Annotated in this window: 23 protein-coding genes; 9 read left to right on the top strand and 14 right to left on the bottom strand. The window is 60.6% G+C overall.

Translation table 11 applies throughout. From position 1 onward, the window contains the following. Positions 1-3: 3 nt before the first annotated feature. The 6 genes from AB5Y93_RS00725 to mioC form a co-directional block, all read right to left on the bottom strand. Positions 4-414, bottom strand: a complete 411-nt coding sequence (locus AB5Y93_RS00725) for an ATP synthase subunit I (RefSeq protein ID WP_010672267.1) — start codon at positions 412-414, stop codon at positions 4-6. Positions 415-604: 190 nt separating this feature from the next. Continuing rightward, positions 605-1513 carry a ParB/RepB/Spo0J family partition protein gene (locus AB5Y93_RS00720; RefSeq protein ID WP_010672268.1) on the bottom strand — a complete coding sequence of 303 codons (909 nt, stop codon included), beginning with the start codon at positions 1511-1513 and terminating at the stop codon, positions 605-607. Then, complete coding sequence (locus AB5Y93_RS00715) at positions 1510-2313, bottom strand: ParA family protein (RefSeq protein ID WP_368228644.1); 804 nt, start codon at positions 2311-2313, stop codon at positions 1510-1512. The genes AB5Y93_RS00720 and AB5Y93_RS00715 overlap by 4 nt, the downstream gene beginning before the upstream one ends. A 27-nt stretch (positions 2314-2340) precedes the next feature. Then, on the bottom strand, positions 2341-2967 hold the full coding sequence (gene rsmG / locus AB5Y93_RS00710; protein WP_368228643.1) for a 16S rRNA (guanine(527)-N(7))-methyltransferase RsmG: 627 nt from the start codon (positions 2965-2967) through the stop codon (positions 2341-2343). A gap of 20 nt (positions 2968-2987) precedes the next feature. Beyond that, positions 2988-4877 (bottom strand): tRNA uridine-5-carboxymethylaminomethyl(34) synthesis enzyme MnmG, encoded by a 1890-nt coding sequence (gene mnmG / locus AB5Y93_RS00705; protein WP_368228642.1) that lies wholly within the window; start codon positions 4875-4877, stop codon positions 2988-2990. Positions 4878-5385: 508 nt separating this feature from the next. Then, positions 5386-5835 carry an FMN-binding protein MioC gene (mioC, locus tag AB5Y93_RS00700; RefSeq protein ID WP_042016128.1) on the bottom strand — a complete coding sequence of 150 codons (450 nt, stop codon included), beginning with the start codon at positions 5833-5835 and terminating at the stop codon, positions 5386-5388. A 371-nt stretch (positions 5836-6206) separates the two neighbouring features. Here mioC and AB5Y93_RS00695 point away from each other — a divergent pair, with 371 nt between their 5' ends. From AB5Y93_RS00695 to fhuB, 5 genes are read left to right on the top strand one after another with little or no spacing between them, the layout of a single operon-like run. After that, positions 6207-8315: a TonB-dependent siderophore receptor gene (locus tag AB5Y93_RS00695; protein WP_368228641.1), complete on the top strand. Its 2109-nt coding sequence runs from the start codon at positions 6207-6209 to the stop codon at positions 8313-8315. Between the two features lie 60 nt (positions 8316-8375). Further along, complete coding sequence (locus AB5Y93_RS00690) at positions 8376-10022, top strand: multidrug ABC transporter permease/ATP-binding protein (RefSeq protein ID WP_221365994.1); 1647 nt, start codon at positions 8376-8378, stop codon at positions 10020-10022. A gap of 46 nt (positions 10023-10068) precedes the next feature. Continuing rightward, positions 10069-10833 carry an ATP-binding cassette domain-containing protein gene (locus AB5Y93_RS00685; RefSeq protein ID WP_368228640.1) on the top strand — a complete coding sequence of 255 codons (765 nt, stop codon included), beginning with the start codon at positions 10069-10071 and terminating at the stop codon, positions 10831-10833. 31 nt (positions 10834-10864) lie between these two features. Then, complete coding sequence (locus AB5Y93_RS00680) at positions 10865-11758, top strand: ABC transporter substrate-binding protein (protein ID WP_368228651.1); 894 nt, start codon at positions 10865-10867, stop codon at positions 11756-11758. After that, complete coding sequence (gene fhuB / locus AB5Y93_RS00675) at positions 11755-13737, top strand: Fe(3+)-hydroxamate ABC transporter permease FhuB (RefSeq protein ID WP_368228639.1); 1983 nt, start codon at positions 11755-11757, stop codon at positions 13735-13737. The genes AB5Y93_RS00680 and fhuB overlap by 4 nt, the downstream gene beginning before the upstream one ends. Before the next feature lie 70 nt (positions 13738-13807). Here fhuB and mnmE read toward each other — a convergent pair whose 3' ends face one another. The 8 genes from mnmE to AB5Y93_RS00635 all read right to left on the bottom strand — a co-directional run bounded on the left by mnmE (position 13808) and on the right by AB5Y93_RS00635 (position 20083). Then, complete coding sequence (gene mnmE / locus AB5Y93_RS00670; RefSeq protein WP_010672278.1) at positions 13808-15169, bottom strand: tRNA uridine-5-carboxymethylaminomethyl(34) synthesis GTPase MnmE; 1362 nt, start codon at positions 15167-15169, stop codon at positions 13808-13810. A gap of 109 nt (positions 15170-15278) precedes the next feature. Next, positions 15279-16925, bottom strand: coding sequence for a membrane protein insertase YidC (gene yidC / locus AB5Y93_RS00665; protein WP_010672279.1), 1647 nt, complete (start codon positions 16923-16925; stop codon positions 15279-15281). Positions 16926-16930: 5 nt separating this feature from the next. Continuing rightward, on the bottom strand, positions 16931-17179 hold the full coding sequence (gene yidD, locus AB5Y93_RS00660) for a membrane protein insertion efficiency factor YidD (RefSeq protein ID WP_010672280.1): 249 nt from the start codon (positions 17177-17179) through the stop codon (positions 16931-16933). Then, entirely contained in the window at positions 17146-17505 is a 360-nt protein-coding gene (gene rnpA, locus AB5Y93_RS00655) for a ribonuclease P protein component (RefSeq protein ID WP_010672281.1), read from the bottom strand. The genes yidD and rnpA overlap by 34 nt, the downstream gene beginning before the upstream one ends. Then, positions 17505-17639, bottom strand: coding sequence for a 50S ribosomal protein L34 (gene rpmH, locus AB5Y93_RS00650; RefSeq protein WP_005307156.1), 135 nt, complete (start codon positions 17637-17639; stop codon positions 17505-17507). The genes rnpA and rpmH overlap by 1 nt, the downstream gene beginning before the upstream one ends. A gap of 269 nt (positions 17640-17908) precedes the next feature. Continuing rightward, a complete protein-coding gene (locus AB5Y93_RS00645; RefSeq protein ID WP_010672282.1) occupies positions 17909-18643 on the bottom strand; it encodes an amino acid ABC transporter ATP-binding protein in 735 nt (244 codons plus the stop codon). A 12-nt stretch (positions 18644-18655) separates the two neighbouring features. After that, the gene (locus AB5Y93_RS00640; RefSeq protein WP_010672283.1) at positions 18656-19324 is read right to left on the bottom strand and encodes an amino acid ABC transporter permease; all 669 of its coding nucleotides are present in this window, start codon (positions 19322-19324) and stop codon (positions 18656-18658) included. Further along, complete coding sequence (locus AB5Y93_RS00635; protein WP_010672284.1) at positions 19325-20083, bottom strand: amino acid ABC transporter substrate-binding protein; 759 nt, start codon at positions 20081-20083, stop codon at positions 19325-19327. A gap of 310 nt (positions 20084-20393) precedes the next feature. On the opposite strand from AB5Y93_RS00635, the gene dnaA reads away from it, so the two are divergent. The 4 genes from dnaA (at position 20394) to gyrB (ending at position 26465) form a co-directional block, all read left to right on the top strand. Beyond that, positions 20394-21764, top strand: a complete 1371-nt coding sequence (dnaA, locus tag AB5Y93_RS00630; RefSeq protein ID WP_039040645.1) for a chromosomal replication initiator protein DnaA — start codon at positions 20394-20396, stop codon at positions 21762-21764. Between the two features lie 83 nt (positions 21765-21847). Then, positions 21848-22951 carry a DNA polymerase III subunit beta gene (gene dnaN / locus AB5Y93_RS00625; RefSeq protein ID WP_039040646.1) on the top strand — a complete coding sequence of 368 codons (1104 nt, stop codon included), beginning with the start codon at positions 21848-21850 and terminating at the stop codon, positions 22949-22951. A gap of 2 nt (positions 22952-22953) precedes the next feature. Further along, a complete protein-coding gene (gene recF / locus AB5Y93_RS00620; RefSeq protein ID WP_010672287.1) occupies positions 22954-24057 on the top strand; it encodes a DNA replication/repair protein RecF in 1104 nt (367 codons plus the stop codon). Next, the gene (gyrB, locus tag AB5Y93_RS00615) at positions 24054-26465 is read left to right on the top strand and encodes a DNA topoisomerase (ATP-hydrolyzing) subunit B (RefSeq protein WP_368228638.1); all 2412 of its coding nucleotides are present in this window, start codon (positions 24054-24056) and stop codon (positions 26463-26465) included. The genes recF and gyrB overlap by 4 nt, the downstream gene beginning before the upstream one ends. Positions 26466-26549 lie beyond the last annotated feature (84 nt).

Genomic DNA, 26549 nt, shown 5'->3' with positions numbered 1-26549 from the left:
TTCCTAATAGTGGTTGTTAAGCGTGAATGAAACTATCCACTGTACAACGAGGGCGAGGATATAAGTGGCGAAGAACGAGGCGGTGTCGACCTCAATCCCGGCGCCAAACAGCAGGGCGAAAAGTCCTGTTGTAGTAATGAGCTTAATCCCTGCCCCACCATAAAAGTCCCGCAAAACCAGGCCTACGCTCTCTTTCGTCACCTTGCGGCGCAGAACCCAGAGCGTGAACAGGGCTTGAGGAACCCAGTACATCCCCCCTCCGTAGAGAGAGGATTGTCCGGCGAACTCTCCCGCCTGATAAAACCAGACGGTGGCGATCGCCAGGATCAGGACCAGCTGACAAACGAGCATAGCCAAGGCCAGCGTCAAACCTTCCAAGGCTATTTTCTGCTTCACCAACCTACCCCTGAACATTACAGAACTGTAAAAAATCGGGATCCGAAGACCCCAGGTTCACAGCTCGAAAAGCCGGTCAAATTATACCCGTGAAGACGGCTATTGCAACATGGCAAAAATCCTTAATTTTTGCGGCTTTCCGCGCGAAATTAATGTTATGTTCATATCGAAAGTAATGGATGTTTTATTACTACAAAAAGCGTAAAAATCACGATTCTGACAGGCCAAAATAGCCCAATACCCGGTCCAAATCTGCCAAGTTATCGTAACTTATTACTAACTTGCCGCTATCTTTCTTGCCCGGCTGAAGTTGCACCTGATTGCCAATTTTTTCAGAAATCTGGCGCTCGAGATAACCAAACTGCGGATCGCGGACGGGTTCAACCCTGGTTTTTGCCGGTTCCAGTGCTTTTTGCACCAGCTTCTCGGTATCTCGCACTGTCAGCCCCTTCTGGGCCACCAGTTTGGCCAGCTCTGACTGGGCCTGACCGCTCAGGGCCAGCAGGGCACGGGCATGCCCCATGTCGAGGTCGCCGTGTTCCACGAAGCGCTTCACGTCCTCGTTGAGCTGGTTGAGACGCAGCAGGTTCGTGACCGTGGTGCGGGACTTGCCTACCGCCTCGGCAACCTGCTGGTGAGTCAGTTCGAACTCCGTCAGCAGGCGCTGGAGGGCGACGGCCTCCTCGATGGCGTTGAGATCTTCACGCTGGATGTTCTCGATGAGTGCGATGGCGACGGCCGCCTCGTCGGCGACATCCTTGACCAGGCAGGGCACCACTTCGAGACGGGCCAGCTGGGAGGCGCGCCAGCGGCGTTCACCAGCAATGATTTCGAAACGGTTTTCACCGATGGAGCGAACCACGATGGGCTGGATCACCCCTTGTGCACGGATGGAGTTGGCCAGCTCCTCCAGCGCATCCTGGGACATATCCTTGCGCGGTTGGTATTTGCCGGACTGCAGCCACTCCACCGGCAGCTTGCGCAATTCCCCCTGATTGGTCGGGGCCATGGCCTGTTCGGTGCGCTGGTCGCTCATCACCTGTTTCTGGCGGGCGGCCGTGCTGGTGCTGAGCAGGGCGTCCAGCCCCTTGCCCAGCCCACGTTTCTTCGGCGTCATATGCTCTCTCGATCTGCGGTGAGCGGCTGGAACTCCTGCTCCTGGCGGCGCAGGATCTCGCCAGCCAGGGCCAGATAGGCCTTGGCCCCCACCGATGATTTGTCATAGTGCATGGCTGGCGCGCCAAAGCTCGGCGCCTCCGCCAGTCTTACGTTGCGGGGAATGATGGTGCGATAGACCTTGTCCCCGAAATGCTGTTTCAGCTGATCGGACACATCATTGGCCAGCCGGTTGCGATGATCGAACATGGTGCGCAGCACCCCTTCGATCTTCAGCTCCGGATTGACCACGGCTGCCAGCTTGCTGATGGTGTCCACCAGGGCGGTCAGCCCTTCCAGCGCATAGTATTCGCACTGCATGGGCACCAGCACGGAGTCGGCGGCGGCCATGGCGTTCACCGTCAGCATGTTGAGAGAAGGCGGGCAGTCGATGAAGACGTAGTCGTACTTGTCCCTGACCGAGGCCAGGGCGTTGCGCAGGCGGATCTCGCGGGCAAAAAACTCCATCAGGCGGATTTCTGCCGCGGTCACGTCGGCATTGGCGGCAATCAGGTGATAGCCTCCCGAGGTTTCGGGGATGATCACCTCGCCGATGGGGGCATCTTCGATCAGCAGTTCATAGGCGGTGCGCTCGACATCGTACTTGTCGACGCCACTGCCCATGGTGGCATTGCCCTGCGGATCCAGATCGATCACCAGCACCTTGCGCCGGGTAGCGGCCATGGAGGCGGCCAGATTCACACAGGTGGTGGTTTTACCCACTCCACCCTTCTGGTTGGCTATGGCAATGACTTTTCCCACACTGTCCCCTAAATGAATGCGGCGGCCCTATTCGGGCTGGATGGCTTTAAACTCCAGCAGATGGCGTTCGCCTTCCAGTTCCGGCACCACCAGCTTGTGGGTGGCAACCAGACGAATGCTGTCAGGCAACTGTGCCAGCTCCTGCTCGGGGTATTGTCCCTTGAGCGCCAGGAAGCTGCCCTCGGGTGACGGCAGATGATGACACCAGCTCAGCATGTCCTCCAGGGAGGCGAAAGCCCGGCTCAGTACACCATCAAATCCGGCCTCGGGTTGATACTCCTCCACCCGGGATTTGACGGGGGTCACATTGGTCAACCCCAGCTCCAGGATCACCTGGCGGATGAAGTTGATCCGCTTGCCCAGGCTGTCGAGCAGCACGAACTGTTTGTCCGGATTGATGATGGCCAGCGGCAGTCCGGGCAGACCCGGACCCGTTCCCACATCGATGAAGCGTTCACCGTGCAGGTGAGGACTCACCACCAGGCTGTCGAGGATATGCTTGACCAACATGGCGTCCGGATCTCGCACCGAGGTGAGATTGTAAGCCTTGTTCCACTTGTGCAGCAACTCGACCAACTGCACCAACTGGGTCTTCTGGGTTTCGGTGATAACAATTCCCGCCTGCATGAGCAGGCCGTTCAATCTTTGCAGCATGTTGTCCAACGGGGAATTCCTCAGGCGGTTTTACGCAGCAGGCCGTGTTTCTTCAGGTGCACCAGCAAGATGGAGATGGCGGCAGGGGTGATGCCGGAGATGCGGGACGCCTGACCTATGGTCTCTGGCTTGGCATCGTTGAGCTTGGCGATCACCTCGTTGGAGAGACCGTTCACGTCGCGGTAGTTCATGTCCAGCGGCAGCAGGGTGTTCTCGTTGCGCAGCTGCTTCTCCACCTCGTCGTGCTGGCGCTCGATGTAGCCGGCGTACTTGATCTGGATCTCCACCTGATCCGCCGCCGCCGCGTCTTCCAGCGCCGGGCCGACCCCCTCGATGGCCATCAGGGCATCGTAGGTCACCTCGGGGCGACGCAGCAGCTCTTCCAGGCTCTGCTCCCGGGTCAGGGGAGTGTTGACCAGGGCGTTGACGGCCTCCAGAGACGGATGCTGCGGGTGGATCCAGGTCGAGCGCATGCGCTGACGTTCCTGCTCCACCTGTTCCACCTTGGAATTGAACAGGCTCCAGCGATGATCATCCACCAGACCCAGCTCGCGGCCGATGGCGGTCAGGCGCAGATCCGCGTTGTCTTCCCGCAGCAGCAGGCGATATTCGGCACGGCTGGTGAACATGCGATAGGGTTCGCGGGTCCCCAGTGTGGAGAGATCGTCCATCATCACGCCCATGTAGGCCTGATCCCGGCGTGGGTGCCAGGCCTCCTTGCCCTGGGCGCGCAAGCCCGCGTTCAGACCGGCCATCAGGCCCTGGGCAGCGGCCTCTTCATAGCCGGTGGTGCCGTTGATCTGGCCGGCGAAGAAGAGGTTCTCTATGCACTTGCTCTCCATGTTGGCCTTGAGATCCCGCGGATCGAAGAAATCGTACTCGATGGCGTAGCCAGGGCGAGTGATATGGGCATTCTCGAAGCCACGGATCGAGCGGACGATCTGCACCTGTACGTCGAACGGCAGGCTGGTGGAGATCCCGTTCGGGTAGAGTTCGTGGGTGGTCAGGCCTTCCGGTTCCACAAAGATCTGGTGCGCCGTCTTGTCGGCAAAGCGGGTGATCTTGTCCTCGATCGACGGGCAGTAGCGCGGGCCTATCCCCTCGATCACTCCGGCGTACATGGGGCTGCGATCCAGGTTTTTGCGGATCACCTCGTGGGTCTGCTCATTGGTATGGGTCACGTAGCAAGGCATCTGGCGCGGATGCTGGCTGGCGTTGCCGATGAAGGAGAAGACCGGGCGAGGATCGTCACCATGTTGCTGCTGCATCACGGAAAAATCGACGGTGCGTGCATCGATGCGTGGTGGCGTGCCCGTTTTAAGGCGATCGATGCGCAGCGGCATTTCACGCAGGCGCTGAGCGAGGGCGATCGAGGGAGGATCCCCGGCGCGGCCCCCTTTGTAGTTTTCCATGCCGATGTGGATCAGACCGTTCAGGAAGGTACCGACGGTCAGTACGACCGTCTTGCCGCTGATGCGGATCCCGCTCTGGGTAACGACCCCGGCGACGCGATCCCCGTCCATGACCAGATCGTCGCAGGCCTGCTGGAAGATCTTCAGGTTCGGGTAGTTCTCCAGTGTCTGACGCACCACAGCCTTGTACAGCAGGCGATCCGCCTGAGCACGGGTAGCCCGCACCGCAGGGCCCTTGGAGGAGTTGAGCGTGCGGAACTGGATCCCGCCGAGATCGATGGCCTGCGCCATGATCCCGCCCAGGGCATCGACTTCCTTGACCAGGTGTCCCTTGCCGATCCCGCCGATCGCCGGATTGCAGGACATATGCCCCAGCGTATCTATGTTGTGGGTGAGCAACAGGGTATTGAGACCCATGCGGGCTGCCGCTGTTGCTGCTTCGGTTCCTGCATGACCGCCACCGACGACGATCACATCAAATTGTTCATGGTATTGCATTGGGGATCACCTTGATCTGCACGCCTGAAGATCTTTGTTTGCCTGGTCTGAAGGGCGGATCATTCTATCTGTTTAGCATCCGGAGGGGAACGTCTACTTCAGGATCAGTATGGATCAGGGATCGGTTAAATAGATCTTAAGGATCTTTAGATCGATCTTTTATTGGATCTTTTATTAGGATCCACGACTTCTGTTGATAAGGTATTTTTGATCATAAAGATCATTCGGTTAAGGTCGATCGCTGCTTGTGGAAAAGCTTGGATCCGGAGGGGGCGAACGGGGGGATAACATGGGTTTTTATACACAGATACATGGTCGGCAAGATCTAATACATGAATAACTATAGGTTTTGCAGAGCTTAGCACCTAAGTTATACACAATTATCCGAGCTCATGTGGGGAGCTCTCGGGAAAAACTTATCCGGATCCACCTGTTAATAACCTGGTGGATAGGGATCTGGGGATAACCAGGGAGATCGGGGGTCGTGACCGGATCTCCCTGGCCCTGATCAGCCGATCAAGGTCATCCAGTCGTGGATCCAGGTTTCTGCGGCATCTTCGGGGATCTCGTGCTGGGTCACGTCTATTTCCAGGAGATCCCCCAGCCGGCTGGCCCCGCACCCGGCGAGCAGCCGATCCAGCGTCTTGCCGCCCTGGCAGAAGGTGTCATAACTGCGATCCCCCAGGGCGATCACTCCGTACTTGAAGGCGGCGAGATCCGGCTGCTGTTCGGCAAGATCCCGGGCAAAGGGCTGCAGATTGTCGGGTACATCCCCCGCACCATGGGTGGAAGTGACCACCAGCACGATGGCTTCTGGTTCGGTCAGGATCCTGGACAGGCTGGCGGGGTTGTGGATCTCCGCCTGGTGGCCCGCCTGTTCAAGCAGGCCGACCACATGATCTGCGACATATTCGGAGGCCCCCAGCATGGAGCCGACGACGAGGTTGAGTTTGGCCATGGAATGGATCCTGATGTCATCGAAAAAGTGAAGAGCGGGGATCTTACCGCCAAAGCATGTGGATAAATATGGATAAAGCTTGGGGATAAGGATCCTGTCCACTTTTTTGCAGCCAAAACCGGTCTCGTGGCCGTCGTGGCGCCTTCTTTCCGCCTGTTGCGACCTCATCACACCTTTCGTTGTCAAACGACACTTCAAAACATCAATTAACAATGCAGATGCAAATGATTAGCAATTATTGAATCGATTCGATCACGGCACCTGTAGTAGCATGGCGCTGCTTTATTCGCCTGAGGCGCCGGGCTGACCGGTCCAATTGGGCACCCATAATAAGAAATCAAACATAACTTATTGATATTTGAGACACTTATATGATTGCGCAAAAAAATACCCCGAATGCCGTGATGCGAAAGAGAGGCGCACAGCTGCTGCCGCTCTCCTGTCTGCTGGCGTCCCTGCCCGTGTTGGCGGCGGAACAGGCGGATAAAGAGTTGCCCAAGGCGGGCGAAACCATGGTCGTGACCGGGACCGCCATGAAGGTCGAGGTCCCCATGGCAGAGACCCCCCGTGCCGTCTCCGTGGTCAATCGCGAAGAGCTGGACCAGCACGCCGTACTCAAGCTAGACGAGTCCCTGCGCTATCGCTCCGGCGTCCTGTCCCAGTCCTATGGTTCGGACACGGATGCTGACTGGTTCAAGGTGCGCGGCTTCGATGCGGCTTCTTACCTGGATGGCAACCGTCTTTTCAGCACCGGTTACTATGTCTGGACCCCGGAGCCCTTCGGCCTTGAGAGCGTGGAAGTGCTCAAAGGCCCGGCCTCCATTCTGTATGGCGAAGCCCCTCCCGGAGGCGTCATCAACGCCATCAGCAAGCGTCCGACCGCGACCCCGCAGGGACTGGTGAACCTGCAACTGGGCAACCGGGATCTGCGCCAGGTCGGGGTGGATGTCTCCGACACCCTTACCGACAACAGCCGTTATCGTCTGGTGGCCCTCTACAACGAGCGGGACGGCGTGCTGGATGGCACCTACAACGAGCGCGCCTATCTGGCGCCGAGCGTGACCCTGGATATTTCGGATCGCACCACGCTGACACTGCTCTCCAGCTTCAAGCACGATGAAGGGGTGCCGACCAACGGCTTCTTCCCGGTCTATGGCACCCTGAATACCTCTGGCGGCCAGATCGATCCCTCCACCAACCTGAGCCAGCCGGATTACGATCGCAATCGCAATACCCAGATCTCCGCCGGGTACGAGCTGGCCCACCAGCTCAACCAGACCTGGGAGTTCAAGCAGAACGTTCGCTTCAATTACAACGATCTGCTGCTGCGCCAGACCTATATCTTCCCGACCTATGAAGGTACCACCGCCTACCGCGGCCTGGTCTACCGGGATGGGGATACCAAGAGCGCCACCATGGACAACCAGATGGTGGGCTACTGGAACACCGACAGCACGGAGCAGACCCTGCTGCTGGGGGTGGATCTGCAGCGCCATGTAAATGAAGGTCAGGAAGCCGACAACTATGGCATGGGCGCCATCAACACCATGAACCCGGATTACAGCGGTTTCCCCGGTTTTGAGGAATCCACCGCGACCCACCAGAAGAGCACCAAGGGTCAGAGCGGCCTCTATGCCCAGCACCAGATCCGCTGGGATGATCGCTGGCTGCTGACTGCGGGCGGTCGTTTCGATTACGTGGAAACCCACAACATCAGCGAAGCCAAGAGCAAGAACGAGAAACAGTACGACGACAACCTCTCTCTCTCCGGCAGCCTGATGTACCTGGCCGACAACGGTCTCTCCCCTTACTTCGCCTATGCGGAATCCTTCGAAGTGCTGCCGGGGATAGACCCCAACACCGGCAACTCCTACAAGCCGCTGGAAGGCAAGCTCTACGAGACCGGGGTCAAGTACGCACCCAGCTTCCTCGATGGCTACATCAACCTAGCGCTGTTCGATCTGGAGCAGACCAACTCCCTGGTCTCTACCGGCTCCGGCCAGCAGACCCAGGCCGGTGAAGTGACCTCCCAGGGGGTCGAACTGGAGGGGAGCGTGCAGGCCACCGAGGCGTTGCGCCTGACCGCTGCCTATACCTATACCGATGCCAAGACCAACGACACCGGCAACGGCGATCGTCGTGCGAGCCTGATCCCGCGCCACCAGGCCTCCTTCTGGGGCAACTACAAGGTGCAGCAGGGCCCGGTATCCGGTCTTGAGCTGGGTTCCGGCGTGCGCTATGTGGGTTCCAGCGTCGGCATCGGCGCGGTGAATGCGGACTACACTCCCATCTATGGTTCCGCCCAGGTACCGGCACACACTGTATGGGATGCGATGATCGGGTATGACTTTGCCAAGAACTGGCGTGCCCAGATCAACGTCAACAACCTGCTGAACGACACCTATGTGGCGAGCTGCGACTACTACTGCTACTACGGCGAGCCGCGCAGCATAGTCGGCACCGTCAACTACCGCTGGTAAGCGACAGGCCGGGCGGGGGCGAAGGCTCCCGCCCTCCTTCCATTCATCTACAGGCCTGTCATGGAACTCTTGTCACTGGTTTATCGCCAATACCGTTGGCCCTTCATCGCCATTACCCTGCTCAGCCTGCTGAGTGCTGTCAGCGGGATAGGCGTCATTGCCTTCATCAATCAATCACTTATCGAATCAGTCGGGGATCCGCTGCCGATCCTGGGTCAGCTTGTCGGCCTGGTCTTGCTGTTGCTGGTGATCACGCTCGGATCCCAACTGGCCCTGACCACCCTAGGTCACCATTTTGTCTACCGGTTGCGTGGCCGCCTGCTCAAGCAACTGCTGGATACCGACGTCGCCCGTCTGCGTCAAATAGGGCAGGGGCCGCTCCTGGCCTCCCTTTCAAGCGACATCGGTCAGATCACCATCGCCTTCGTGCGCCTGCCGGAGCTGGTACAGGGCATGGTGCTCACCCTGGGCTCCATCATCTACCTTGGCCTGCTCTCTCCCGCCTTGCTCGGTGTTACCGCCCTCTGGGTCACCGTGACCATGGTGGTGGGCTGGCTGCTGGTGAACCGGGTCTATCGCCACCTGGCGCACATGCGCCAGGCCGAAGACAGGCTCTACCAGAACTACCAGTCCATCATCGCCGGGAGCAAGGAGCTGGCGCTCAACCGCGAGCGTGCCCACTTCGTCTACCACCAGCTCTATGAGCAGAATGCCCGGGACTACCGGGAGCAGATCATCCGCGCCGATACCTACCACCTGAGCGCGGTGAACTGGTCGAACATCATGATGCTGGGTGCCATCGGCCTGGTCTTCTTCCTGGCCAACGGGCTGGGCTGGGCCAACACCAATGTGGCCGCCACCTTCGCCCTGACCCTGTTGTTCCTGCGCACTCCCTTGCTGCAAGGTATCGGAGCCTTGCCGACCCTGATCGCCGCCCAGGTGGCATTCGACAAGATAGCTGCCCTCAATCTGGCGGAGCCGGACGAGGCGTTCCCGTTGCCGCCTGCGCCTCGCCCCTGGCAGCGCATCGAGCTGGAGCAGGTGAGCTTTCACTACCAGGGGGAGGGCGGTTTCTCCGTGGGCCCCATCAATCTGGTGATCGAGCGGGGGGAGCAGATATTCCTCATCGGTGGCAATGGCTCCGGCAAGTCGACCCTGGCCATGCTGCTGACCGGGCTCTATCAACCGGTCTCTGGCCGGATCCTGCTGGATGGGGAGCCGGTCACCGATCGCAACGGCTATCTGGGGCTCTTCTCCGCCATCTTCACCGACTACCACCTGTTCCAGCATTTGCTGGGGCCCGAGCCGAAAGAGGCGCTGGTCGCCGAGTGGCTTGAGCGGTTGCAGATGGGCAGCAAGCTTGCCATCAAGGATGGCTTCATCGCCGATATCGACCTCTCCCAGGGCCAGCGCAAGCGGGTCGCCCTGCTGCTGGCCCTGGCAGAGCAGCGGGAGGTGATGCTGTTCGACGAGTGGGCCGCGGATCAGGATCCCCAGTTCCGCCGCATCTTCTATCAGGTGCTGTTGCCGCGCCTCAAGGAGATGGGCAAGACGGTGATCGCCATCAGCCACGACGATCACTACTTCTCTCTGGCCGATCGCCTGCTGGAGATGCGCCAGGGCCGCCTCACTGAACTGACCGGCGAGCAGCGCGAGCAGGTGAGCCGGGATGCGGTCGCCCATCTGGATGGCAAGGTGCCGGCCTGATGCTGGCACCGATGAGACTGGCAGCAAGCCAGCACAGGAATTGCTTATGTTCGAGATGAAATCCGCCAGCTTCGCGGTCAATGACCGCACGCTGCTGCACCCCACCAGCCTTCGCTTTGAGCAAGGTCGGGTCTATGGCCTCATCGGCCACAACGGGTCGGGCAAATCGACCCTGATCAAGCTGCTGGCGCGCCAGCAACCCCACAGCGGCGGGGAGATCCTGTTCGATGACCAGCCGTTGTCTGCCTGGGGCAACCGGGAGTTTGCCCGTCAGGTGGCCTATCTGCCCCAGCACCTGCCGAGTGCCGAAAACCTGCTCGGCCGCGAGCTGGTGGAGATGGGGCGCTACCCCTGGCGCGGCCTGCTGGGCCGGATGGGAGCGGAAGATCACCGTCAGGTGGAGCGGGCCATCGCCCTGACCCACACCGAACGCTTTGCCTATCGGCTGGTGGATACCCTCTCCGGCGGCGAGCGGGGACGAGTCTGGCTCGCCATGCTGCTGGCTCAGGAGAGCCGTTTCATCCTGCTGGACGAGCCGCTGGCCGCCCTGGACGTGGCCCATCAGGTGGAGGTGCTCACGCTCGTCAAGCAGCTCAGCCGTCAGCTCAACCTCGGGGTCATCATCGTCATTCACGACATCAACATGGCCTCCCGCTTCTGCGATCGGCTGGTGGCGCTGCACTCCGGCCGTCTGCTGACCCACGGCGAGCCCGAACAGATCATGACAGGGGAGACCCTGAACGCCATCTACGGCATCCCCATGGAGGTCATTCGCCATCCGGCCCATGACCACGCCATCGCCATCGTCTGACCGGGGGCCGCTCTTGAACCGTTTATTGAAGATGGCGCCCTGTCTGCTCAGTCTGCTGCTGCCCCTGGCAGGGGAGGCCGGGCAGCTTGTCACCGCCACCAGCGCCACGCCCCGCATCGCCACCGTGGACTGGACCATAGCCGAGACCCTGCTGGCTCTGGGGGTCACCCCGATGGCGGTGGGGGATGTGGCCCCCTATCGCGCCTGGGTCGGTGAACCCCAGCTTCCTGCCGGGGTGATCGATATCGGGCTGCGTGCCCAGCCCAACCGGGAACTGCTGGCGGAGCTCAAACCGGATCTTATTCTCATCTCGCCGCTGGCGGCACCCCTGGCGCCAACCCTCTCCCGCATCGCGCCGGTGCACTCCATCGCCCTGTATGAACCGGGCACCGATCTGTGGCTGCGACTGCGGGAAGCGACCCTGACCATAGCCGCCCTGGTCAACAAAGAGACCGAGGCCGAACGCCAGCTCGCCGCGCTGGAGCTGGATCTGGCACAGATGCAGGCGGCGCAGCCCGCCGATCTGCCCCCCTTGCTGGTGGTGCAATTCATTGATGAGCGCCATGTGCGGGTGTTTGGCCATGGCAGCCTGTTCGAGGCAGTGATGCAGCGCCTCGGCCTTCGCAACGCCTGGCAGGGAGAGACCAATGCCTGGGGATTCTCGGTCGCGAGCCTGGAGCAGTTTCTCGGGATGTCGGAGGCCAGGCTGGTGGTGGTGGACCCCGTGCCCGTAGGAGTTGGTGAAAAACTTCAGGAGCCTGGATTGTGGCAGCATCTCCCGCTGGTACAGAACAATCCGGTGATCCATCTGCCTGCGACATGGAGTTTTGGTGGCATATTGGCGGCCCGCCGCTTCGCCACCCTGCTGGACGGTGCCTTGCGGGAGCAGGCTGTCCACAGAGCAACCGGGGGATCAAATCAATGAGCTCTTCTCTTTCTTCGCCCCTGCTGCGCCCGGGTCTCTGCCTGTTGGTGCTGACACTGGGACTGGCCTGCGCCGAGCTGGCGCGTCAACTGCCGGGGGCGCTCTGGTGGCAGGCCCTGTTCTCCCCCGAGCTGGACGATGCCCGCCAGGCGGTGGTTCATTTCAGCTGGCTGCCGCGCCTTGCCATCTGTCTGCTGGCCGGTGCCGCCCTCGGGCTCGCCGGTACCCTGATGCAGCAGGTGCTGCGTAATCCCCTGGCCTCGCCCACCACCCTGGGGGTGGCCTCCGGCGCCCAGCTGGCGCTGATGATGGTGACCCTGCTCGCCCCTTCCTGGCTGCTGATCGGGCGGGAGTGGATCGCCATGGCCGGGGGAAGCCTGGCCATGGGGCTGGTCTTCGCCCTGGCTTGGCGCCGCCAGCTCAATCCCGTGGTCATCGTCTTTGCTGGGCTGGTGATCAACCTCTATCTGGCCGCCATCAGCATGGGATTGCTGCTGTTCTTCCAGGAGGAGCTCAAAGGGTTGCTGGTGTGGGGGAGCGGATCTCTGGCCCAGAACAGCTGGAGCGGCGTCGGCTATCTGCTGCCACGGTTGCTGCTGGCCGCGATGCTGGCGGTGGTGCTGGTGCGCCCGCTGGCAGTGCTGGAGCTGGACGATGCCAGCGCTCGCAGTCTGGGGGTCTCTCTCAAGCACCTGAGATTCGCCGGTCTCGGCCTCGCGGTCTTCATCACCGCCTGCGTGGTGAGCGTGGTGGGGCTGATCGGTTTTATCGGGCTGGCGGCGCCCGCCATGGTGCGGCTGCTGGGGGTCAGAAAACTGGCCCAGCGGCTGCTGTGGGCACCCATCCTCGGCGCCCTGTTGCTGGCGGCCACCGATCTGCTGCTGCAGACCCTGAGCCGGTTCTGGCCTGTGCTGATCCCGACCGGCGCCATGACGGCCCTGTTGGGGGCGCCGCTGCTGCTTTGGCTGATCCCGCGTCTTGGCATCAAGCAGAGTGCGCCTAAGGCGAACTCCTCTCTGTTGTTGGCCCGCCATCCGGCGCCGACCCGCCTTGTCGGCCTGATGGTGTTGGGGCTGGCTGCGGCGGTGATCGCCTCCCTGTTGTTTGGGCAGGGGATGGGCGGCTGGGGTTGGCCGAGCTGGCTGCGGTGGCAGGCCCAACTGGAGTGGCGCTTGCCGCGCACGCTGGCAGCGGGTGCCGCAGGCGTGTTGCTGGCGCTGGCTGGCACCCTGTTGCAGCGAGTCAGCAACAACCCCATGGCGAGCCCCGAGCTGCTGGGGGTGAGCGGTGGCACCTTCATGGGGGTGATTGCGGCGGCCCTGTTGCTGCCCGCCTTGCCGCTGCCCATGATGCTGCTGGGGGGGCTGATGGGCGCCTTCGCCTGCCTGTTGCTGCTGGTGCTTATCAACCGGCGCAACGGCTTCCAGCCGGAGCGGATACTGCTGTCTGGCATCGCCATCACGGCGCTGTTCGAGCCGTTGCAGGCCATCGCCCTGGCCAACGGCGACCTGCGGGTGCAGCAACTGCTCTCCTGGATGTCCGGCTCCACCTATTACGTCACCCAGCCGGTGGCCCTTGCCCTGGTGGTGTTGGCGCTGCTGATGCTGGCAGCCTGCCTGCTGGTGAGCCGCTGGCTCGATCTCATGCCCATGGGGCCGGCGGTAGCGACGGCTCTGGGGATCCATCTCGGCCGCGCCCAGCTCACCATCCTGCTGCTGGTGGCCGTGCTCACCGCCAGTGCCACCATGGTGATAGGCCCGCTCTCCTTTGCCGGTCTGCTGGCGCCGCACCTGGCCAGATTGATGGGGCTGGTGAGGGCGCGCTGGCACCTGCTCGGCGCCGCAGGCTGTGGCGCTTTGCTGATGGTGTCGGCGGACTGGATCGGCCAGCAGATCCTCTTTCCCCAGGAGGTGCCCGTCGGTCTGGTCTCCACCCTGTTAGGGGGCGCTTACTTCATGTGGTGCCTGCGCCGTCTCTAGGTTGATGGATGAAAAGCGCACAAAAAAAGCCCGGGATGAACCCGGGCTTTTCATTGCCTGTTCTGCGGACTTACTTGCCGATGCAGAAGCTGGAGAAGATGCGGCCCAGCAGATCGTCGGAGCTGAACTCGCCGGTGATCTCGGACAGGGACTCCTGGGCCAGGCGCAGCTCCTCGGCCACCAGTTCGCCAGCCACATAGACCTCAAGCTGCTCCCTGGCTACCAGCAGCCGTTCGGCGGCGCGCTCCAGTGCGTCCAGGTGGCGGCGGCGGGCCATGAAGCCCCCTTCGGTGTTGCCCTGGAAGCCCATGCAGGCCTTGAGGTGCTCACGCAGGGCGGGCAGCCCCAGCTCGGTCTTGGCGGAGATGCGATAGACGGCGTGGCCCTGCTCCTGGCTCGGTGCCAGATCCTCGCCGGTCAGGTCCGCCTTGTTGCGCACCACGGTGAGGCCGATGTTTTTTGGCAACCGATCAACGAATTCCGGCCAGATATCGTGGGGATCGACGGCATCCGTGGTGGTGCCGTCCACCATAAACAGCACCCGGTCGGCCTGTTCGATCTCGGCCCAGGCGCGCTCGATGCCGATCTGTTCCACCTTGTCCTGGGTATCGCGCAGGCCCGCGGTGTCGATGATGTGCAGCGGCATGCCATCCAGATGGATGTGCTCGCGCAGCACGTCGCGGGTGGTACCGGCGATCTCGGTGACGATGGCGGACTCGCGGCCTGCGAGGGCGTTGAGCAGGCTCGATTTGCCGGCGTTGGGGCGACCGGCGATCACCACCTTCATCCCCTCTCGCAGCAGGGCACCCTGCTTGGCCTCGCCGCGTACGTCATCCAGCTCGGACATGATGGCGTAGAGGTCACCCGCCACCTTGCCGTCGGAGAGAAAGTCGATCTCTTCATCCGGGAAGTCGATGGCCGCTTCCACATAGATGCGCAGCCGAGTGAGGCTCTCCACCAGCTGCTGAACCTTGCCGGAGAACTGCCCCTGGAGGGAGTGCATGGCGCTGCGGGCGGCCTGCTCGCTGGAGGCTTCGATGAGATCGGCGATGGCCTCGGCCTGGGCCAGATCCAGCTTGTCGTTGAGGAAGGCGCGCTCGCTGAACTCGCCCGGGCGGGCGGGGCGGATGCCGTCAATCTGAAGGATGCGGCGGATCAGCATGTCGAGAATGACGGGGCCGCCATGGCCCTGCAGCTCCAGCACGTCTTCGCCGGTGAAGCTGTTGGGGGCCTTGAACAGCAGGGCGATGCCCTGATCCAGCGCCTGGCCCTGCTCGTCCCTGAACGGCAGATATTCGGCATAACGCACCCTGGGGAGCTTGCCGAGCACTATCTCGGCGACCCGCTCGGCGGCAGGGCCGGAGACGCGGACTATGCCGACGCCGCCACGGCCGGGGGCGGTGGCCTGGGCCACGATGGTATCTGTTGTCATCTTGCTTGACTCGCTGGTTGGCTGAATGAGTAAGAGGGTGGGGGACATTGTAATAAAAAAGGCGGCCCGAAGGCCGCCTCTTTTGTCATCAGGAAAGATGGGCTGCGCATCAGTTGCGTGAGTGCAGGCCTTTCTTCTCCAGCTGACGATAGATGATGGTCTGCTGGATGATGGAGATGACGTTGCTCACCAGCCAGTACAGAGTCAGACCTGCCGGGAACCAGAGGAACATGAAGGTGAAGATGATCGGCATGAACTGCATCACCTTCTGCTGCATCGGGTCCGTGATGGTGGTCGGGCTCATCTTCTGCAGATACCACATGGAGGCACCCATGAGGATTGGCAGCACGAAGAAGGGGTCCTTCACCGACAGGTCGGTGATCCACAGGGCGAACGGCGCGTGGCGCAGCTCGACAGACTCCATCAGTGCCCAGTAGAGGGCGATGAAGATGGGCATCTGTACCAGGATGGGCAGGCAGCCGCCCAGCGGGTTGACCTTCTCCTTCTTGTACAGCTCCATCATGCCCTGGGACATCTTCTGACGATCGTCACCGAAGCGTTCCTTGAGCGCAGCCAGCTTGGGCTGGAGCATGCGCATCTTGGCCATGGAGGTGTACTGGGCCTTGGTCAGCGGGAACATGATGCCGCGCACCAGCAGGGTCAGCATGATGATGGCCAGACCCCAGTTCTGGACGAAACCGTGGAACACGGTCAGCAGCCAGTGCAGCGGTTGGGCGATGAACCAGAGCCAGCCGTAGTCGACGGTCAGATCCAGGTGGTTTGCCACCTTGGCCATCTGATCCTGCAGCTTGGGACCGATCCACAGCTTGCCGCTCACTTCGGCCTGCTGGCCGGCAGCGACGTCAACCAGCGGCGCCTTGTAGCCGATGATGGCCTGGTCCTTGCCCGGGATCACGCGGCTGTAGAAGCTGTTGGTGTCGTTGGCATTCGGGGCCCAGGCGGAGACGAAGTAGTGCTGCAGCATGGCGACCCAACCACCCTGGGTGGTCTTGTTCAGGTCGGCATCCTTCATCTCGTCGAAGGTGTACTTCTTGTAGCGGGAGTCTTCGCTGGAGAAGGCACCACCACGGTAGGCACTGGCCACCATGGCATGACCTTCCTGATCCTTCGGCGTGGTCATGGTCTGCTTCAGCTGACCGTAGAACTGTACCTGGACCGGCTCGGCAGACTTGTTGTCGATCTTGTAGTCGACGCCCACGGCGTAATCACCGCGCTTGAGCACGAACTCCTTGGTGAAGACTACACCCTTGCTGTCGGTCCAGGTCATCGGAACGACGACTTGATCCTGACCATCGGCCAGCTGATAGCTGGTCTGGGCGGCTTCATAGGTGGGACGACCTTGGGCCTGGCTGTCCGGACCATTGCGACCGACCAGACCGCTCTGGGCCACATAGAGGTGGGCAGGCTGGCTGGTCAGCAGGGTGAACGGCTGTTCCTTGCCTTCTTCCAGCTTGTGGGCCAGCAGTTCGGCAGAGACGATGTCACCGCCCTGGGTGTCCAGGGTCAATTTGAGCACGTCGGAGGAGACGGTGATCAGCTTGCGCGCGGCGTTACCATTTGCTTGCTCGGAAACCTGAGGAATATCACCGGTCTGACCGGCTTCAGGTACGAAATGTTCGGTTTGGGCCACGGTAGTCGGGGCCGGCTTCGGAGCCTTGTCGGACTCCCACTGTTGCCAGAGCAAGAAGCTCACGAACAGCAAACCGATCAGGAGTAAATTGCGTTGTGATTCCATAGTCTTCAGTTTCTTCGCTTTGGTTGCGGAACCGGGTCATAACCACCCTCGGATAAGGGATGGCATTTTAATAGACGTTTGCTGGCTAACCAAACGCCTTTTATGAAACCGTGAAGTCGGATTGCTTCTATCGCAAATTGGGAACAAGTCGGGGTGAAACGGCAGCGTGGCCCGAGCAGGGGACTAATGATTAGCTGATACAGGCGTATCAGTTTGATTGCTACCCATTGCAACGGCGTGACAGAGTGCGCCATAGCTTTTCCAGTAACTTGAACAGCGCTTCGTTGTCCATCTCCTTCACGCCACCCTTGGCGATCACGACGATGTCGATAGCGGGCAGATTGGCTTGATTGAGGCGAAAACTTTCCCGAACCACTCGTTTTACACGGTTGCGCCAGACGGCACGCTTGAGCGCCTTTTTGGGCACGGCGAGGCCAAGACGGGGGTGTTCGAGGGAGTTGGGGCAAGCAAGAAGCGTAATTTGCGGAGAAGCGGCCCGGACAGGCTCGGCGAAAACGCGTTTGAAGTGTTCGGGAGTTAACAGACGTAACTCCCGAGAGAAGGTGTGCTGGGTAGGCATTAGACTACCAGGCGGGCACGACCCTTGGCACGACGAGCGGCCAGAACTTTGCGGCCGTTGGCAGTAGCCATGCGAGCGCGGAAACCGTGAGAGCGCTTGCGCTTCAGGTTGGACGGTTGAAAAGTACGTTTCATGATTCGATTCCGTATTTCTGTACAGTTTTGATTGTCACACTTAGCCGACGCGCCAGCTATAGCGTGTGACGACTAGCAAAAGAGGCCGAATTCTAAACAGAGTTCAGCTTCTCGTCAATCCGCCGTTCCTTTCCATCTAGCCCCGTTCGTCGACCGAGCGGGATAATCTGGCAGGATCCGGAGGATCAAGGGCCCCGAATTATACTGGCAACCCGGGGTTAAACAAGGATCCCTCAAGAAAAAAGGCGGCCAGGCCGCCAAAGAGAGAGCTATTTAAGTACTTTGCGCAGGAACTCCCGGGTACGGGGATCCTGCGGATCGACCAATATCTGATCCGGCGGGCCCTGCTCCACGATCCGGCCTCCTTCCATGAAGATCACCCGATCGGCGACATCACGGGCAAACTCGATCTCGTGGGTCACCACCACCATGGTCTGGTGCTGGCGGGCGAGCTGCTTCATCAGGCCCAGCACCTCGTCGACCCACTCGGGATCGAGGGCGGAGGTGGGCTCGTCAAACAGGATCACCTTGGAGTGGGCCGCCATGGCCCGGCCGATGCCGACGCGCTGTTGCTGGCCGCCGGAGAGGGAGGCCGGGTAGGCATCCTGTTTCTCGGCGAGGCCGATGTCCTTGAGGATGCCCAGGGCAGTGGCACGAGCCTCCGCCTTCGGCTGCTTCCAGACGGTGATCAGCCCCTCGGCGATGTTGTCCAGCGCCGTCTTGTTGGCGAACAGGGCGTAGTTCTGGAACACGAAAGAGGCGCGTTTGCGCAGTTCGATGGCCTGCTGGTCGCTGGCCTTGGCCAGATCCACGGCGAGGTCATCGATGACGAGCCGCCCTGCATCCGGGGTTTCCAGCAGGTTGAGGCAGCGCAGCAGAGTCGACTTGCCGGTACCGGAAGGACCGATGATGACGACAATCTCCCCCTTCTTTACCTCAAGATCGATGCCGTTGAGCACCTGATTTCCGTCATAGGCCTTGGAGAGACCCGTTAGGTTGATCATGACAGGCCTCCTTTAATAAGCACGGTTCAGCCGCACTTCCAGCAGATGCTGCAAGCGGGTGAAGAAGATGACCACCACCCAGTAGATCAGCGCCACCGCCATGAAGCTCTCGAAGAACTTGAAGGAGGAGGCTGCTTCCATCTGGGCCTTGCCCATGATCTCCGCCACTCCCAGGGTAAACGCCAGGGAGGTGCTCTTGATCATGTCGATGAAGTAGTTCATCAACGATGGTGTCGCGATGCGGGCAGCCTGGGGCAGGATGATCCGCTGCATCGCCTGCAACCGACTCATGCCGATACTGAGGGCGGCTTCCATCTGGCTCTTGTGGATGCCGAGAATGGCTGCCCGGATCGACTCGGCCATGTAGGCGGCGAAGTGCAGGGTCAGGCCGATGATGGCGGCGGTAAAGGCATCCATCCCCACGAAGATGGGGAAGAGCTGCGGCAGCCCGTAATAGAGCAGGAACAGCTGGACGAGCAGCGGTGTACCCCGGAAGAACGAGATATACAGCATCGCCAGCCAGTGAAGTGCGGGAACGCGAAACACCCGTACTATCGCCAGGATCAGCGACAGTACGAGTGCCAATACGAATCCCCACAGGGCCATTTCCATCGTGGTGCCCAGGTATTTGAGCAGGATGGGAAACAGCCCTAGCGTGTACTCGAGGTCAAATTCCATCATTTATTTGCTGGTGATGTCCGCTGCGAACCATTTTTCGGAGATTTTGGTCAGGGTGCCGTCTTTGCGCATGGCGGTGAGGGCATCGTCAACCTTCTTCAGCACGGCCTGCTTTTCCGGGGTCTTCAGGAAGGGCAGGGCGTTCTCGATGGTTTCGAACGGTGCACCGGCCTGTTGCAGCGGCAGCTTGGATTCCTTGATCAGCTGGGCGGTGGAGACGCGGTCCATCACGAAGGCGTCGATGCGGCCCAGGGCGACATCCTGCTCGAAGGCGGAGTCATAGGTGCGGATGTCGATCTTCTTGTTGGGGTCGTTCTTGCGCAGCAGCTCTTCGAAGTTGGAGCCCAGGTTGACGGCGACCTTCTTGCCTTCCAGATCCTTGATGCCGTGGATGGTGTTGTTGCCCTTGCGGACCACGATCTGGGCACCGTCATAGACATAGGGCTGGGAGAAGGCGTACTTTGCCTTGCGCTCGTCGGTGATGGTGATCTGGTTGGAGATGGTGTCAACGCGGCCGGTTTCCAGCATGCCGAACAGGCCGGAGAAGCTGGCGGTCACGAACTCGACCTTGTAGCCGGTGCGCTCACCGATCTGGTTCCACATGTCCACCTCGAAGCCCTGCAGCTTGTCCTGCTTGACGAAGGTGAACGGGAAATATTTGCCGGACATGCCGACCTTGATGGTTTCCTGGGCGATGGCCTGGCCGGACAGGCTGGCCAGCAGAATGGCGGCGCCGGAAATCAGCTTGATGGTGGTTTTCATGGGGATTCCTCTCTCTGTAGTGCTGTATTTTTAGTTGTAATCACGGGTTGGCGCTGATGTTATTGGAATAAAATATAAAAAATAAATGATATTTGGTTATATAAAATAACTATGGTCGCAGCGCGCCATTCTGTCCACATTGACGATATCCGGCTGTGGGTAACTTTGGGGATGAAATGGGATCCTGGGGCGTTGGATCCTTGAAAGTCAAGGATCTTATTTGCTGGATCCGTGCGGCAGCAACTGGAGATCCGGCCACTAAAAACGTAGAATAGCCGGTCTTTACTTAATCAATTGACGGGAGTCTAGAGTGACTGCTTCGCTATGGCAGCAGTGCCTTAACCGGCTGCAAGATGAGTTGCCCTCGGCAGAATTCAGCATGTGGATCCGGCCGCTTCAAGCGGAGTTGAGTGACAATACTCTGACCCTGTATGCACCGAACCGCTTTGTTCTGGACTGGGTACGCGACAAGTACCTGCTCCGGGTCAACGGCATCATCAACGAGCTGTGCGGAGCCGACGCTCCCACCCTGCGTTTTGATATCGGCAATCGCCCTCATCCCGTCGCGGTCGCCAGGGCGCCGGCCCGTGGTGTCGATCCTGTGAATAACTCTCCCAAGAGCTGGGAAAACAAGGCCGAAAACAAGCCCGAGCCAAACCACAAGAGCAACACCAACGTGAACTATACCTTCGAGAATTTCGTCGAGGGTAAGTCCAACCAGCTGGCCCGTGCGGCCGCCCGTCAGGTGGCCGACAATCCGGGTGGTGCCTACAACCCGCTGTTCCTCTATGGCGGCACCGGCCTTGGCAAGACCCACCTGTTGCACGCCGTTGGCAATGCCATCAAGGATCGCAAGAAAGACGCCAAAGTCATCTACATGCACTCCGAACGGTTCGTGCAGGACATGGTGAAGGCGCTGCAGAATAACGCCATTGAAGAGTTCAAGCGTTATTACCGTAGCGTCGATGCCCTGCTCATCGATGACATCCAGTTCTTCGCCAACAAGGAGCGCTCCCAGGAGGAGTTCTTCCACACCTTCAATGCCCTGCTTGAAGGCAACCAGCAGATCATCCTGACCTCGGATCGTTATCCGAAGGAGATCAACGGGGTGGAAGATCGCCTCAAGTCCCGCTTCGGCTGGGGACTCACGGTGGCGATCGAGCCGCCCGAGCTGGAGACCCGGGTTGCCATCCTGATGCGCAAGGCGGACGAGAACCAGATCCATCTGCCGGACGAAGTGGCCTTCTTCATCGCCAAACGGCTGCGCTCCAACGTCCGTGAACTGGAAGGTGCCCTCAACCGGGTGATCGCCAATGCCAACTTCACCGGCCGCGCCATCAACATCGACTTCGTGCGCGAGGCGCTGCGCGATCTCCTGGCCTTGCAGGAGAAGCTGGTTACCATCGACAACATCCAGAAGACGGTGGCGGAGTACTACAAGATCAAGCTGGCGGATCTGCTCTCCAAGCGTCGCTCCCGTTCCGTTGCCCGCCCGCGCCAGCTGGCGATGGCGCTGGCCAAGGAGCTGACCAACCACAGCTTGCCTGAGATAGGGGATGCCTTTGGTGGCCGTGACCACACCACGGTTCTTCATGCCTGCCGCAAGATCGAGCAGCTGAAGGAAGAGAGTCACGACATCAAGGAAGATTATTCCAACCTGATCCGTACCCTTTCTTCCTGATACCGGAACGGAGTGCACAGATGCAGATTGCATGTTCCAGCCTGATCCGAATCCTTTCCTCCCAATAACAACGGAGAGCACAGATGCAGCTCGAAATTAGCCGTGAGGCCCTGTTACGTCCCCTGCAACTGGTGTCCGGTGCCCTGGGTGGCCGGCCGACCCTGCCCATCCTCGGCAACGTCCTGCTCGATGTCAGCAATGGCCTGCTGTCGCTGACCGGGACCGATCTCGAGGTGGAGATGATCGGACAGGTCTATCTCAACAGCGACAGCCAGGATGGCCGCACCACAGTGCCGGCGCGCAAGCTGCTGGACATCTGTCGCGGTCTGCCGGAGGGGGCGGAGATCCGTCTCAGCACCGAGGGAGAGCGCCTCATCATCCGGTCCGGCCGCTCCCGCTTCAACCTGTCGACCCTGCCGGCGACCGAATACCCGAACATCGAGGATTGGGAATCCGTGCTCGAGTTCGACATCAGCCAGCTGGAGCTGAAAAAACTCATCGACGCGACCCAGTTCTCCATGGCGAGCCAGGACGTGCGCTACTACCTGAACGGTATGCTGTTCGAGAGCGAAGGCCACGGCCTGCGTACCGTGGCGACGGACGGTCACCGGCTGGCCACCTGCCGCCGCGAGGTGGTGGGGGAATCGCTGCCCGATCATCAGGTCATCCTGCCGCGCAAAGGGGTGCTGGAGCTGGTGCGCCTGCTGGAGGCGGAAGACAAGCCGGTAAGGCTGCAAGTGGGCCGCAGCAATCTGCGCGCCGCCCTGGATGGCTTCATCTTCACCTCCAAGCTGGTGGATGGTCGTTTCCCGGACTGGCGCCGCGTCATCCCGAGGGGGAGCGACAAGGCCCTGATCGCCGGTCGCGAGGATCTGCGCCAGGCCTTTGCCCGTGCCGCCATCCTCTCCAACGAGAAATTCCGTGGGGTGCGTCTCAATCTGCAGGAAAACCTGCTGCGCATCACCGCCAACAACCCGGAACAGGAAGAAGCCGAAGAGCTGCTTGACGTACAATACGCCGCTGGCGAGATGGAGATCGGCTTCAACGTCTCCTATGTGCTGGACGTGTTGAATACGTTAAAATGTGACCAAATCCGGATCAGCCTGAGCGATTCCATCAGCAGCGCCATTATTGAGGATTTTGAGAACCAAGATGCCCAGTACGTGGTGATGCCGATGCGGATCTAGTCGTGTCCCTGGTCAAACTCCAGCTCAGCGACTTTCGCAACATTCAGCACGCCAGTCTCGCGCTGTCTCCCGGCCTCAATATCCTGGTCGGGAGCAACGGCAGCGGCAAGACCAGCGTGCTGGAAGCCATTCATTACCTTGGTCTCGGCCGCTCGTTTCGTACCCATTTGACCGGGCGGGTCATCCGCCAGGGCGAGCGGGCCTTTACCCTGTTTGCCCAGTGCGAGCTGGAGGGGCGTCAGGTGCCCATCGGGCTTGCCAAGGACAAGGGGGGGGAAACCCAGCTCAAGATCGCCGGTGCCCAGGCCCAGCGCCTGGCCGATCTGGCGGAGCTGTTGCCGGTACAGTTGATCCACCCCGATGGTTTCAGCCTGCTGACCGGTGGGCCCCAGGCTCGCCGGGCCTGGCTCGACTGGGGTGTTTTCCATCAGGAGCCGACCTTCTTCTCCCTCTGGGGGCGGGTGCGTCGGCTGTTGAAGCAGCGCAATGCCTTGCTGCGCCAGAGCACCCAGTATCGTCAGCTGGCGTTCTGGGATCAGGAGCTGGTGCGACTGGGTGGCGAGCTGGCGGGGTTTCGCGCCAGTTATTGTCAGGCCATTACGCCCCTGATCAAGGAGATGACGGCAGATTTTCTGCCGGAGTTCGATATCAGTCTTGGATTCTATCGAGGCTGGGAAAAAGACACTCCCCTCGATGCATTGCTGGAGGCGGGGTTCGAACGGGATCGTTCGCTGGGGTACACTGGGGTCGGTCCGCAGAAGGCGGACGTGCGGCTCAAGGCGAACGGCGTGCCCGCGCAGGATATTTTGTCCAGGGGTCAGCTGAAGTTGCTGGTCTGTGCCATGCGGCTGGCCCAAGGGCTCTATTTGAATCAACATAGCAGCCGCGGCTGTATTTTTTTAATTGATGATTTTGCCTCTGAACTGGATGTCGACAAACGTCGTCTGCTGGCCGCAAGGCTGAAGCAGTGCGCGTCCCAGGTGTTCATCACCGCCATCGATACCGGTCAGCTCGCAGACATGATGGATGCGAGTGACTGCAAGCTGTTCCACGTGGAACAAGGCAAGATCTCCGAAACGTTAGAGAAGGCAGAGAGTAAGCTATGAGTGAAAATACTTACGACTCCTCGAATATCAAGGTGCTCAAGGGCCTGGATGCGGTCCGCAAGCGCCCGGGGATGTATATCGGCGATACGGACGATGGATCGGGCCTGCATCACATGGTGTTCGAGGTCGTCGACAACTCCATCGACGAGGCTCTGGCTGGCTACTGCTCCGATATCCAGGTCAAGATCCATTCCGACGGCTCCGTCTCCGTGCGCGACAACGGTCGCGGCATTCCGGTGGACATCCACCCGGAAGAGGGCCGCTCCGCCGCCGAAGTCATCATGACCGTGCTGCACGCAGGCGGCAAATTCGATGACAACTCCTACAAGGTGTCCGGCGGTCTGCACGGTGTGGGCGTCTCCGTGGTGAACGCGCTTTCCGACAAGCTGCTGCTGACCATCCGCCGCAACGGCCATGTCTACGAGCAGACCTATCACCTGGGCGAGCCGCAGGCACCCCTCAAGCAGATTGGTGACAGCACCGGCACCGGGACCGAAGTTCGCTTCTGGCCGAGCCCGACCATCTTCAGCGACACCCTGTTCCACTACGAGATCCTGGCCAAGCGTCTGCGCGAACTCTCCTTCCTCAACTCCGGCGTCTCCATCCGTTTGATGGACGAGCGTGATGGCCGCGAGGCGCACTTCTGCTACGAGGGGGGCATCAAGGCCTTCGTCGAGTACCTGAACCAGAACAAGACCCCGATCCACCCCAAGGTGTTCCACTTCACCACTGAGCAGGACGGCATCGGTGTCGAAGTCGCCATGCAGTGGAACGACGCCTATCAGGAAGGGGTCTACTGCTTCACCAACAACATTCCGCAGCGGGATGGTGGCACCCACCTGGTGGGCTTCCGTACCGCGCTGACCCGGACGCTGAACAACTACATGGACAAGGAGGACTACAGCAAGAAGGCCAAGTCCGCCGCCAGTGGTGACGACGTCCGTGAAGGTCTGATTGCCGTTATCTCCGTCAAGGTGCCTGATCCTAAGTTCTCCTCCCAGACCAAGGACAAGCTGGTCTCTTCCGAAGTGAAGACCGCCGTGGAACAGGCCATGGGTGAGAAGCTGGCCGACTTCCTGCTGGAAAACCCGGGCGACGCCAAGATCGTGGTCAACAAGATCATCGATGCGGCCCGTGCCCGTGAAGCGGCCCGCAAGGCCCGCGAACTGACCCGCCGCAAGGGCGCGCTGGATATCGCCGGTCTGCCCGGCAAGCTGGCGGACTGTCAGGAGAAAGACCCGGCGCTCTCCGAACTCTACATCGTGGAAGGGGACTCTGCTGGCGGCTCCGCCAAGCAGGGTCGCAACCGGAAGAACCAGGCCATCCTGCCCCTCAAGGGTAAAATCCTGAACGTGGAGAAGGCCCGTTTCGACAAGATGATCTCCTCCCAGGAGGTGGGCACCCTGATCACCGCTCTGGGCTGTGGCATCGGTCGCGACGAGTACAACCCGGACAAGCTGCGCTATCACAACATCATCATCATGACGGATGCGGACGTCGATGGTGCGCACATCCGTACCCTGCTGCTGACCTTCTTCTATCGTCAGATGCCGGAAATCATCGAGCGTGGCTATGTCTTCATCGCCCAGCCGCCGCTCTACAAGGTGAAGAAGGGCAAACAGGAGCAGTACCTGAAAGACGAAGACGCATTGTTGCAGTACCAGACCGCCATGGCGCTGGACGGTGCGACCCTGCACGTCAACGAGTCTGCCCCGGCCATCGGTGGCGAGGCGCTGGAGCGTCTGGTCAACCAGCATCGCTCCGTGACTCACCTCATCACCCGTATGTCCCGCCGCGCGCCGGAAGCCGTGCTGACCCAGCTGATCTATCAGCCTGAGTTGAACGAAACCCTGCTGGCCAGCGAGAGCGATCTGCAGACCTGGTGCCAGAGCATGGAAGCCGTGCTCAACGAGAGCAACCACGGTATCCAGTACCAGATGCAGGTACGCCGCGACGAGGAGCGCAGCCTGTTCGTGCCCCACGCCGTGGTACGCCAGCACGGGGTCGACCGTGAATATCCGCTGAGCTATGACTTCCTGCAATCCTCCGAGTACCGTCAGCTGGTCTCCCTGGGCAAGGAGATCGCCAACCTGATCGAGGAAGGCGGTTACATCAAGCGTGGCGAGAAGGTGAAGCCGGTCGCCAGCTTCGTTGAAGCGGTCGATTGGCTGATGGGCGAAGGCAAGCGTGGCATCTACATCCAGCGCTATAAAGGGCTGGGCGAGATGAACCCGGAGCAGCTGTGGGAAACCACCATGGATCCGGAAGCCCGTCGCATGCTGCGTGTCACCATCGACGACGCGGTCGGCGCAGACCAGCTCTTCTCTACCCTGATGGGTGACGCCGTAGAGCCCCGTCGCGACTTCATCGAGACCAACGCCCTGCGGGTTGCCAACCTCGACGTCTAATCAGACGGTCCGACAACCATCAAAAGCCGCTCCTCGTGAGCGGCTTTTTGTTTTCTGGGGCAAGGAAGAGGGCGCGTTCCACGT

Source organism: Aeromonas sp. R10-1, from assembly GCF_040908465.1.
Lineage (GTDB): Bacteria > Pseudomonadota > Gammaproteobacteria > Enterobacterales > Aeromonadaceae > Aeromonas > Aeromonas caviae.
This window is presented reverse-complemented; position numbering and strand designations above follow the sequence as displayed.

Bases quoted from the DNA above. Each gene is read 5' to 3' on its own strand.
- AB5Y93_RS00725 (WP_010672267.1), bottom strand. From the start codon at position 414: ATGTTCAGGGGTAGGTTGGTGAAGCAGAAAATAGCCTTGGAAGGTTTG.
- AB5Y93_RS00720 (WP_010672268.1), bottom strand. From the start codon at position 1,513: ATGACGCCGAAGAAACGTGGGCTGGGCAAGGGGCTGGACGCCCTGCTC.
- rsmG (WP_368228643.1), bottom strand. From the start codon at position 2,967: ATGCTGCAAAGATTGAACGGCCTGCTCATGCAGGCGGGAATTGTTATC.
- mnmG (WP_368228642.1), bottom strand. From the start codon at position 4,877: ATGCAATACCATGAACAATTTGATGTGATCGTCGTCGGTGGCGGTCAT.
- mioC (WP_042016128.1), bottom strand. From the start codon at position 5,835: ATGGCCAAACTCAACCTCGTCGTCGGCTCCATGCTGGGGGCCTCCGAA.
- AB5Y93_RS00695 (WP_368228641.1), top strand. From the start codon at position 6,207: ATGATTGCGCAAAAAAATACCCCGAATGCCGTGATGCGAAAGAGAGGC.
- AB5Y93_RS00690 (WP_221365994.1), top strand. From the start codon at position 8,376: ATGGAACTCTTGTCACTGGTTTATCGCCAATACCGTTGGCCCTTCATC.
- AB5Y93_RS00685 (WP_368228640.1), top strand. From the start codon at position 10,069: ATGTTCGAGATGAAATCCGCCAGCTTCGCGGTCAATGACCGCACGCTG.
- AB5Y93_RS00680 (WP_368228651.1), top strand. From the start codon at position 10,865: ATGGCGCCCTGTCTGCTCAGTCTGCTGCTGCCCCTGGCAGGGGAGGCC.
- fhuB (WP_368228639.1), top strand. From the start codon at position 11,755: ATGAGCTCTTCTCTTTCTTCGCCCCTGCTGCGCCCGGGTCTCTGCCTG.
- mnmE (WP_010672278.1), bottom strand. From the start codon at position 15,169: ATGACAACAGATACCATCGTGGCCCAGGCCACCGCCCCCGGCCGTGGC.
- yidC (WP_010672279.1), bottom strand. From the start codon at position 16,925: ATGGAATCACAACGCAATTTACTCCTGATCGGTTTGCTGTTCGTGAGC.
- yidD (WP_010672280.1), bottom strand. From the start codon at position 17,179: ATGGCGCACTCTGTCACGCCGTTGCAATGGGTAGCAATCAAACTGATA.
- rnpA (WP_010672281.1), bottom strand. From the start codon at position 17,505: ATGCCTACCCAGCACACCTTCTCTCGGGAGTTACGTCTGTTAACTCCC.
- rpmH (WP_005307156.1), bottom strand. From the start codon at position 17,639: ATGAAACGTACTTTTCAACCGTCCAACCTGAAGCGCAAGCGCTCTCAC.
- AB5Y93_RS00645 (WP_010672282.1), bottom strand. From the start codon at position 18,643: ATGATCAACCTAACGGGTCTCTCCAAGGCCTATGACGGAAATCAGGTG.
- AB5Y93_RS00640 (WP_010672283.1), bottom strand. From the start codon at position 19,324: ATGATGGAATTTGACCTCGAGTACACGCTAGGGCTGTTTCCCATCCTG.
- AB5Y93_RS00635 (WP_010672284.1), bottom strand. From the start codon at position 20,083: ATGAAAACCACCATCAAGCTGATTTCCGGCGCCGCCATTCTGCTGGCC.
- dnaN (WP_039040646.1), top strand. From the start codon at position 21,848: ATGCAGCTCGAAATTAGCCGTGAGGCCCTGTTACGTCCCCTGCAACTG.
- gyrB (WP_368228638.1), top strand. From the start codon at position 24,054: ATGAGTGAAAATACTTACGACTCCTCGAATATCAAGGTGCTCAAGGGC.